Source organism: Stenotrophomonas sp. (assembly GCF_059505245.1).
In genome coordinates this window covers 130,312-139,874 of the sequence record NZ_JCACKF010000014.1, presented here as the reverse complement: position 1 = coordinate 139,874, position 9,563 = coordinate 130,312, and the positions used below count along the sequence as shown (strand labels likewise).

The following is a 9,563-nucleotide window of genomic DNA, read 5'->3' as shown; positions in this document are numbered from 1 at the left end:
GCCGGGCTGTGGATGGCGGACCGGTGGTGCCGGCCGCGGGCCGCCACCCCTGCAAGCCCTGAGGGATCAACGGGGTTGCCGGCCCGCGGCCGGCACTACCCGCTGCGCCATTCAGCGCGCGACACGCCGTCGCCGCCCATCCGCGCTAACATGCTGGTTTTCCCCCGCAGGAACGCCCCGCATGAACTCGCGCAGCCCCCTTACCGTCGCCCTGATCCAGGAGCGCAACCACGGTGATGCCGCCGCCAACCTGGCGGTGATCGAAGCACGCGTGGCCGAGGCGGCTGCGCAGGGTGCCAAGCTGGTGCTGCTGCAGGAACTGCATAACGGCCCGTACTTCTGCCAGCACGAATCGGTGGACGAGTTCGACCTGGCCGAGCCGATTCCGGGCCCGAGCACCGAGCGCCTCGGCGCGCTGGCGAAGCAGCATGGCGTGGTGCTGGTCGGCTCGCTGTTCGAGCGCCGCGCTGCCGGGCTGTACCACAACACCGCCGTGGTGTTCGAGAAGGACGGTACCCTGCTCGGCAAGTACCGCAAGATGCATATCCCGGACGACCCGGGCTTCTACGAGAAGTTCTACTTCACCCCGGGCGACATCGGCTTCAAGCCGATCGATACCTCGGTGGGCCGCCTGGGCGTGCTGGTGTGCTGGGACCAGTGGTACCCGGAAGCGGCGCGCCTGATGGCGCTGGCCGGCGCCGAGCTGCTGCTGTATCCGACTGCGATCGGTTGGGATCCGGACGACGTGCAGGACGAGAAGACCCGCCAGCGCGACGCCTGGGTGCTGAGCCATCGCGGCCATGCGGTGGCCAACGGCCTGCCGGTGCTGAGCTGCAACCGCGTCGGCCACGAGGCCTCGCCGCTGGGCGCGTCGGGCATCCAGTTCTGGGGCAACAGCCACGTGCTCGGCCCGCAGGGCGAGTTCCTGGCCGAGGCCGGCACCGAGGCCACCGTGCTGCTGTGCGACGTCGACCTGCAGCGCAGCGAGCATGTGCGCCGCATCTGGCCGTTCCTGCGTGATCGCCGCATCGATGCCTACGGCGACCTGCTCAAGCGCTACATCGACTGAGCCGGAGCCCGCGCATGGCCGTCCTCATCCGTGATGCCGGCCCGGCCGACATCGACGCGATCACCGCGATCTATGCGGTGGAAGTGACTGACTTCGTCAACACCTACGAGTACGACATTCCGGACGCGACCGAGATGCTGCGCCGCATGCGCGACATCATCGACCGCGGCTTCCCCTACCTGGTCGCCGAGATTGACGGCCAGGTGGCCGGCTATGCCTACGCCAACACCTACCGCACCCGCGTTGCCTACCAGTGGACCGTGGAAAACTCGGTCTACGTCGATGCCGCGTTCCAGGGCAAGGGCGTCGGCACCGGCCTGCTGCAGGCGTTGATCGACGCCTGCGTGGCGCGTGGCTACCGGCAGATGGTGGCGGTGATCGGCGAACCGACCAATACCGCTTCAATCAAGCTGCACGAACGCTTCGGCTTCGAACTGGTGGGCGTGTTCCGTGGCCTCGGCCGCAAGCATGGCCGCTGGCTGGACACCGTGCAGATGCAGCGCGCGCTCGGCGATGGCGCCGACACCGCACCTTCCAATGAATGAACCCATGACCGAAACCCTTCCCGAGACCGGTGACGACCTGTTCGCCGGCCAGCCGGTGCGCGTCGTCGAACGCGACGGCGTGCGCTACACCTTGCTGGGCACCGCCCACGTCTCCCGCGCCAGCGTCGAGGCCGTGGAAAAAGCCATCGACAGCGGCCGCTTCGATGCAGTGGCCGTCGAGCTGGACCCGCAGCGCCTGCAGGCGCTGAGCGACCCGGACACGCTGGCCAAGCTCGACCTGGTCGAGGTGATCCGCAAAGGCCGCGTCGCCCTGTTCGCCGCCAACCTGGCCCTGTCCGCCTACCAGCGCCGCCTGGCCGAACAGCTCGACATCGAGCCCGGTGCCGAGCTGAAGCGTGCGGTGGAGCTGGCGCGCGAGCGTGACCTGCCGGTGCACCTGATCGACCGCGAGGTCGGCCTGACCTTCCGCCGGGCGTCGCAGCGGCTTGGGTTCTTCGGCAAGCTGAAGCTGGTTGCCGGGCTGGGCGCGGGCCTGTTCTCGTCCGAGGAAGTGGGCGAGAACGAGATCGAAAAGCTCAAGCAGGGCGACATGCTGGAATCGAGCTTCGGTGAGTTCGCCAGCGAGAGCCCGGCGCTGTACGAGACCATCATCGGTGAGCGCGACCGCTACATGGCCACGCGCCTGCGCGAAGCGCACGACCCGCAGCAGCGAGAAGTGCTGGCGGTGGTCGGTGCCGGTCACCTGGCCGGGCTGGCGCGCTACCTGGAAACCGACACCGAGGCACCGGCGCCGCTGCGCGCCGAGCTGGAGGCGGTGCCGAAGAAGCGCAACATCCCGTGGTTCACGCTCGGCATCCTGGCGATCGTGGCGACCGGCATCGGCGTGGGCTTCTACCGCGGCGGCCTGGGCGTGGGCACCGAACTGCTGGCGACCTGGGCAATGTATACCGGCGGCCTGGCGGGCCTGGGCTGCCTGCTGGCAGGCGGTCACCCGCTGAGCATCCTCACCGCGATCGCGGTGGCCCCGTTCAAGCCGTTCCGCCTGAGCATCCCGACCGGCGCATTCTCGGCGCTGGTGGAAGCGCGCCTGCGCAAGCCGGCCTACGAGGACTTCCTGAAGCTGCGCGACGATGCGCAGAGCCTGAAGGGCTGGTACCGCAATCGCGTTACCCGCGTGGTGCTGACCTTCATGCTGACCAACATCGGCAGCATGCTGGGCCTGTGGCTGACCACCTTCAAGGTCTGGGGCAAGGTGGCGGGGTAAGCCTCTCAACCGGCCACAGAATCTGTAGCGCCCGAGCCCATGCTCGGGCGACGCCGCGACGCGGCGAACAGAAAAAAAGGGGGAGACCGCCCCACTACGACCGGCCTCCCCCACACCACAACACGTTGGCGCTCCTTACGGTCGAGCAAGCTCGACCACTACACTGGGGTACCCGCCACCATCTCCAGCCCGCGTGCACGGCGGATCAACCGCGTCACGGCCGAGCGCAGGTCATCCAGCACCGCATAGATGGTCGGCAGGAACAGCAGGCTGACCACCGTCGAGAACGCCAGCCCGCCCGCAATTGCACGCGCCATCGGCGAATACTCCGGACCGTTGCCAAACATCTGCGTATCGGTCAGCGAGATCGGGATCATCGCCAGGATCGCCGTGCCCATGGTCATCATGATCGGGCGCAGGCGTTCGCGTGAGCCTTCCACCAGCGCCTGGGTGCGGCCCATGCCGCTGCGCCGCAGGTTGTTGATGTGCTCGATCATCACGATGCCGTTGTTCACCACCACGCCCATCAGCACCAGGATGCCGATGAAGGACATGATCCCGAACGAGGTGCCGGTGATCCAGAACAGCCAGAACACGCCGAAGATCGAGAACAGCACGCCGCTCATGATCGCCGCCGGGAACAGCAGCGACTCGAACACCGCCGCCATCACCACGTAGATCATCACCAGTGCGATCAGCAGGTTGAACACCATCTGCTGCATGGCCTCGTCGTCGTTGCCGTAGTCGCCGCCGTCGAAGGTGAAGCCATAGCCGGCCGGGAAGTTCATCGGCTTGAGCACGGCTTCGATCGCCTTGCGCCCGTCCGGCGCGGTGACCTTCTCGGCCAGGTTGGCCTTGATGGTCAACGTGGTCTGGCGGTTGGTGCGGCCGATCTGGGTGGCCGACGAACCAACGTCCACGGTGACCAGGCTCAGCAGCGGCACGCTGCGGCCATCGCCGGTGCGCACGCTGAAACCGGCCAGGTCTTCCGGGCTGCTCTGCTCGGCGCCGGCAAAGCGCACCCACACCGGCACTTCGTTGTCACCGCGGCGGAACTCGCGCATCGGCGCGCCGCGCAGCGCCAGGCCGACGAAGCTGGCCACCTGCTCGGCATTGAAGCCGAACGCTGCGGCACGCTCGCGGTCGACGCGCACCTTCAGCTCGCCGCCCTTCTCGCCGTTGTCGATGCGCACGTCACGCAGCTCGGCACGCTGCGCCAGCAACGGCACCACTTCCTGGCCGATCTCCTGCAGCATCGAGCTGGAGTCGCCCACCAGCTGCACCTGCACGCCCTGGTTGCTGCCGCCACCGCCATCGCCACCCTGGTTGCCGACGAAGTAATCGGTGCGGGCCGACTTCGGTAGGCCCTTGCGCAGTTCCTCCTGCAGCGACTTGATGTCCTTGGCGTACTCTTCGTCCAGGGTGACCACCGTGGAGCTGCCTTCCTGCTCGCTGTACCAGGAATACACCTGCTTCACGTGCAGGCGTTCGCGGTTCTGGTCGATCCAGTTCTCCACCCGCGCCACTTCCTCGGACATCTGGCGGTAGGTGTAGGCGCCCTTCCACATGTAGCCGATGAAGATGTCCTTGCCCCCCTCACCACCGAACATGTCGACCTTGGTCAGCTTCATCGGCACCAGGCTGACCAGCACCACCAGCAGGATGCCGAGCAGGCTCCAACCGCGGTGATGCAGTGACCAGTCCAGCAGCTGCGCATAGCGTCGCTGCAGGCGCGCGATCAGGCCGGTCTGCGAGTGCACCAGCTTGGGCGTGGCCATGCGCGCGGACAGCATCGGGATCAGGCTGACCGCGACCAGCCACGAGGCCAGCAGCGAGACCGAGATGGTGATCGCGATCTGCGCCATGAAGATGCTGATGTTGTTGGTCTCGCCGAACAGGTTCGGCACGAACACGATGCAGTGGCACAGCGTGCCGGCGCTGAGCGCGATGGCCACGTTGCGGGTGCCGATGATCGAGGCCAGCCGTGGCTGCCCCGGCATGCGCTCGCGCTCCTGGTAGATGCTCTCCACCACCACCACCGCGTTGTCGACCAGCATGCCGACGGCCAGCAGCAGGCCCATCATGGTCAGGATGTTGAGTGTCACCCCGACGAAGTACATGAAGCCGAGGGTGATGGTGAAGCAGATCGGAATGGCCAGGGTCACCATCAGCGTCGACGGCCAATGGCGCAGGAAGAAGAACAGCACGGTGACCGACAGGATCAGGCCGACCGCGCCGGCCTCGGCCAGCTCCAGCAGCGAGGACGTCACTGCCTTGCCCTGGTTGTCGATCACCTTGATCTGCACGTCGCGCATCGACGGCTGCGCGCGGATCGCCTCGACTTCGGCCAGCGCCGCACGCGAAACGTCCACCAGGTTGGCGCTGCGTTCCTTGAAGATGTCCAGGCCCACCGCCGGGTTGCCGTCCAGGCGGCGCCCGTAGTTCATCCGCGCCGGCTTCAGGCGGACATCGGCGATATCACCCAGGCGCAGTCCCTTGGCGTTGATCACCAGGTCGCGCATCTCCTGAAGGTCGGTGATCTCGCCTACCGGCTGCACGCGCACGCGCTGGCCGTTGTCGTCGATCTGCCCGGCCGAGATCGAGAAGTTCAGCGTGCGCAGGCGCTCGCTCAGCTCGTTGATGCTCAACCCATGCGCGTTGAGCCGGTTCGGATCGATGGCGATCTCCACCTCGTTCGGCGGCGCACCGGTGATATCGACGCGGGCCACACCGGGAATACGCTCGATGCGCCGCTTGAACTCACGATCGAGCATGTCATAGGCGGTGGTCAGGTCGGTGGTGCTGGCCAGCCGCACCTTCAGCACGGGCTGGTCGCTGCTGGACCACTTGAACACGTTGTAGCGCTGCAGGTCGTCGGGCAGGTCGCTGCGGATCGCGTCGATACGCTCGCGCGCGTCCGACGCGGCAATGGCGATGTCGCGGTCCCAGTCGCTGAACTCGATGTAGATCAGCGCCGCCTCGGAGGTGGCCGACGAGCGCATGCGCTTGATGCCGGTCATCGTCGCCAGCGATTCCTCGACTGGACGGATGATGGTCCGTTCCACTTCTTCCGGGGTCGAGCCGGTGTAGGGAATCTGCACGAACAGGAACGGCGCGGAGATGTCCGGCAACGCCTCCAGCGGCAGCCGGAACGAAGCGATCAGGCCGATCACCACCAGCGACACGAAGCACATGATGGTGGTGACCGGACGGCGGATGGAGAACTCGGCAACACTCATGCCGGTTCCTCCACACCCGCTGTGCCGCCCTCGTCGCCATGCAGGCCTTCACCGGCGTGCTTGCGGCCGCGCTCACGGTAGTAGGCGTCGCCGCGACGATCCATCAGGTCGTACACCACCGGGATCACCAGCAGCGTCAGCAGCGTCGACACCAGCAGGCCACCGATCACGGTGATCGCCATCGGTGCACGCACTTCGGCGCCCTCGCCCATCGCCACCGCCAGCGGCAGGAAGCCGAACAGCGTGCACAGCGTGGTCATGATGATCGGCCGCAGGCGCGAGCGCGCACCCTCCACCAGCGCCTCATGCTTGGCCACGCCGGCCTCGCGCAGCTGGTTGACCTTGTCGATCAGGATGATCGCGTTCTTGGTGACCAGGCCGACCAGCAGGATCAGGCCGATGAACACCACCACCGAAATGGGCTTTCCGGTCAGCATCAGCGCCAGGATCGCGCCGACCAGCGCCAGCGGGATGGTGAACAGGATCACGAACGGGTGCAGCAGGGATTCGAACTGCGAGGCCATCACCAGGTAGACCAGGAAGATCGCCAGGCCGAAGGCGAAGATCAGCGACTTCGCCGCCTGCGCCAGTTCCTCGCCCTGGCCGCCGATGTGCAGGCCGACGCCCGCGCCCAGCGGCTGCTCGGCCACCATCTGCTGCACTTCGCGCATGGCGGCGCCGAGGTCGATGTCGCGCAGGTTGGCCGATACCACCGCGACCCGGGTCTGGTCGGCACGATGGATCTCGCTGGGGCCGGTGGTGGCGACCACGTCGGCCACCGCGTCCAGGGTCACCGGGCGGGTGCTGCCCGGATTGACGATCAGCCGGCGGATGCTCTCCACGCTGGCGCGGTCACCTTCCTGGGCGCGCACCAGCACGTCGATCTTGCGGTCACGGAAGCTGTAGCGGGTGGCGACGTCGCCACGCACCTTCTTCACCACCACGTCGGCGATCTGGCGGGTGGTCAGGCCCAGCGCACCGGCGCGCTCCTGGTCGAAGCGGATCTGGATTTCCGGGAAGCCCTCTTCCACCGTCGACTTCACGTCGGCGTAGTGGGCATTGCCGCGCAGCATCGCCGCCAGGCGCTGGCCGGCCACTTCCAGGGTCGCCATGTCCTGCCCGCGCAGTTCGATTTCCAGCGGCGTGGAAAAGCTGAACAACGCCGGCCGCGCGAAGTCGACCTGGGCACCCGGGTGCTGGCTCATGGTGCCGCGCAGGCGCTCGGTGATCGCCGCTTCAGTGTGCGCATTGCCGCCACCTTCCATCACCACGGTCAGCTTGCCGATGTTCTCGCCGCTTTCGGTCGGGCTGGCATCCAGCCGGGTGCCGCTGCCACTGACGCCATACAGCGAGGCCACACCTTCGCCCTTGCCATGCGCCAGCTGCAGCTCGCGCACCAGCGCATCGGTCTGCTTGAGCGGCGTGCCGGCCGGCAGCTTCACCGTCATTTCGAAACGGTCCTGCGCCAGCTGCGGGATCAGGTCGGCGCCAAGCATCGGCACCAGCGCCATGGTCGCCACGAAAATGATGGCTGCCACGCCCAGCACCTTGCCGGGATGCGCCAGCGCACTCGGCAGCAGGCGCAGGTAGCCTCGCTCGGCGCCTGCATAGGGCTTCATCGCCAGGTCGCTGGCCTTGCGCATCACCGGGCCGACCACCGCCACCACGCCGCGCCACAGGCGCACCACGAGCCAGGCCAGCGCATAGAAGCTCCAGCGCACGCTGGCGAGCACGCCACGGCGGCCCAGTGCAACCGGCTTCTGCCAACGCTTCTGCGGCTGCCATGCTGCGTTCGGCGCCTCTTCCGGGAACGCCAGCGGCGGCCGCCCCTTCAGCGAGCTCAGCATCGGGATCAGGGTCATCGACACCAGCAGCGAGATCGCGATGGCGATCGCCACGGTCAGCGCCTGGTCGCGGAACAGCTGCCCGGCGATGCCATCGACGAACACCAGCGGCAGGAACACCGCGATGGTGGTCAGGGTCGAGGCGACCACGGCCATGCTCACTTCACGGGTGCCGGCGATCGCCGCCTGCAGGATGCCCAGGCCACGCTCACGGGCCTTGGCGATGCTCTCCAGCACCACGATCGAGTCATCCACCACCAGGCCGGTGGCCAATGCCAGGCCACCCAGCGACATCACGTTCAAGCTCAGGCCGAGCTGGCCCATGAAGAAGAACGTGGCGATGATCGAGACCGGCAGCGACAGGCTGATCACGAACGTGCTCCAGCCGTCGCGCAGGAACAGGAAGATGATCAGGATCGCCAACAGGCCACCGATCACGGCATCCTTCTTGACGTCGGCAATGGCGTGCTCGATGAAGCGCGACTGGTCCTCGATGGTGGTCAGCTCGACATCGGACGGGAACGTGCCCTTGATCTGCTCCAGGCGCTTGCGCAGCGCTTCAGCGGTGGACACGGTGTTGGCGTCGCCTTCCTTGTAGATGGCCAGCTCGACCGACTCCTTGCCGCCCAGGCGGATGATCGCTTCGCGCTCCTTGTAGCCCTGGCGCACGGTGGCCACGTCCTTCAGGCGCACCGGCACGCCGTTGGCAACCACGCTGGAGCCACCACCGGACGACGCGCTCTGTGCCGCCGACGCCGCCGCGATGGCGGCCGCCGAACCGGTCGACGCGGCGATGTTGAACATCTGCTGCAGCGCCGAGTCCGCGGCGCTGCCATTGGCGGCCTGGGTGGTCACCAGCAGGTTGCGGATCTCCTCCAGGTCGGCGAACTGGTTGACGGTACGCACCAGGAAGCGCTGCGAGCCCTCCTCCAGGCGGCCGCCGGAAATGTTGATGTTCTCGTCCTTCAGGCGCTTGATGACGGTGTCGATCGGCAGGTTCAGCTGGGCAAGCTTCTGCTGGTCGATGTCGACCTGGATCTCGTCCTCCAGGCCGCCGCCCACCTTCACTGCCGCCACACCGGTGACCGGCTCCAGCTTCTTCTTGAGGTCTTCATCGGCATAGCGGCGCAGGCCGGTCAGCTCGCGCACCGCATCGGCATCGCTGGTCGGCGCCGTCTTGTTCGACAGCACCAGGCGCATGATCGGCTCGGTTGACGGATTGAAGCGCAGCAGCACCGGGGCCTTGGCCTCCAGCGGCAGGTTCAGCGCTTCCATCTTGTCGCGCACCTCCAGGCTGGCCTGGTCCATGTTGGTGCCCCAGGCGAATTCCAGCACCACGTCGCTCTGGCCGGTGCGCGAGACCGACTTCAGCTTGCGCAGGTTCTTGACCACGCCGACCGCTTCTTCGACCGGCTGGGTGATCAGGGTTTCGATTTCAGTCGGCGCTGCACCGGTGTATTCGGTGCGCACGGTCAGCGTCGGGTAGCTCAGGTCGGGCAGCAGGTTGACCTTGAGATTGCCCAGCGCGATCAGGCCGAACAGCAGCAGCGTGACCGTGCACATGGCGATGGTCACGCGGCGGCGGGTGGCAAACTCCACCAGGCCGCCGCGCATGCCGCCGGCGGCGCCGTCGCTCGCCGG

The 9,563-nt window shown here is 67.1% G+C and carries 5 protein-coding genes; 3 read left to right on the top strand and 2 right to left on the bottom strand.

Going from position 1 to position 9,563, the window contains the following annotated elements:
• Positions 1-181 precede the first annotated feature (181 nt).
• From AC5JLE_RS05835 to AC5JLE_RS05825, 3 genes are read left to right on the top strand one after another with little or no spacing between them, the layout of a single operon-like run.
• On the top strand, positions 182-1,069 hold the full coding sequence (locus AC5JLE_RS05835) for a carbon-nitrogen hydrolase (protein ID WP_032960744.1): 888 nt from the start codon (positions 182-184) through the stop codon (positions 1,067-1,069).
• Between the two features lie 14 nt (positions 1,070-1,083).
• Complete coding sequence (locus tag AC5JLE_RS05830) at positions 1,084-1,614, top strand: GNAT family N-acetyltransferase (RefSeq protein WP_049447852.1); 531 nt, start codon at positions 1,084-1,086, stop codon at positions 1,612-1,614.
• Positions 1,615-1,618: 4 nt separating this feature from the next.
• Positions 1,619-2,839, top strand: coding sequence for a TraB/GumN family protein (locus AC5JLE_RS05825; protein WP_481445862.1), 1,221 nt, complete (start codon positions 1,619-1,621; stop codon positions 2,837-2,839).
• 158 nt (positions 2,840-2,997) lie between these two features.
• Here the strand turns inward: AC5JLE_RS05825 and AC5JLE_RS05820 are convergent, their stop codons facing one another.
• Both AC5JLE_RS05820 and AC5JLE_RS05815 read right to left on the bottom strand, forming a co-directional pair.
• A complete protein-coding gene (locus AC5JLE_RS05820) occupies positions 2,998-6,078 on the bottom strand; it encodes an efflux RND transporter permease subunit (RefSeq protein WP_481445863.1) in 3,081 nt (1,026 codons plus the stop codon).
• Positions 6,075-9,536, bottom strand: a complete 3,462-nt coding sequence (locus AC5JLE_RS05815) for an efflux RND transporter permease subunit (protein ID WP_238381442.1) — start codon at positions 9,534-9,536, stop codon at positions 6,075-6,077. The genes AC5JLE_RS05820 and AC5JLE_RS05815 overlap by 4 nt, the downstream gene beginning before the upstream one ends.
• Positions 9,537-9,563 lie beyond the last annotated feature (27 nt).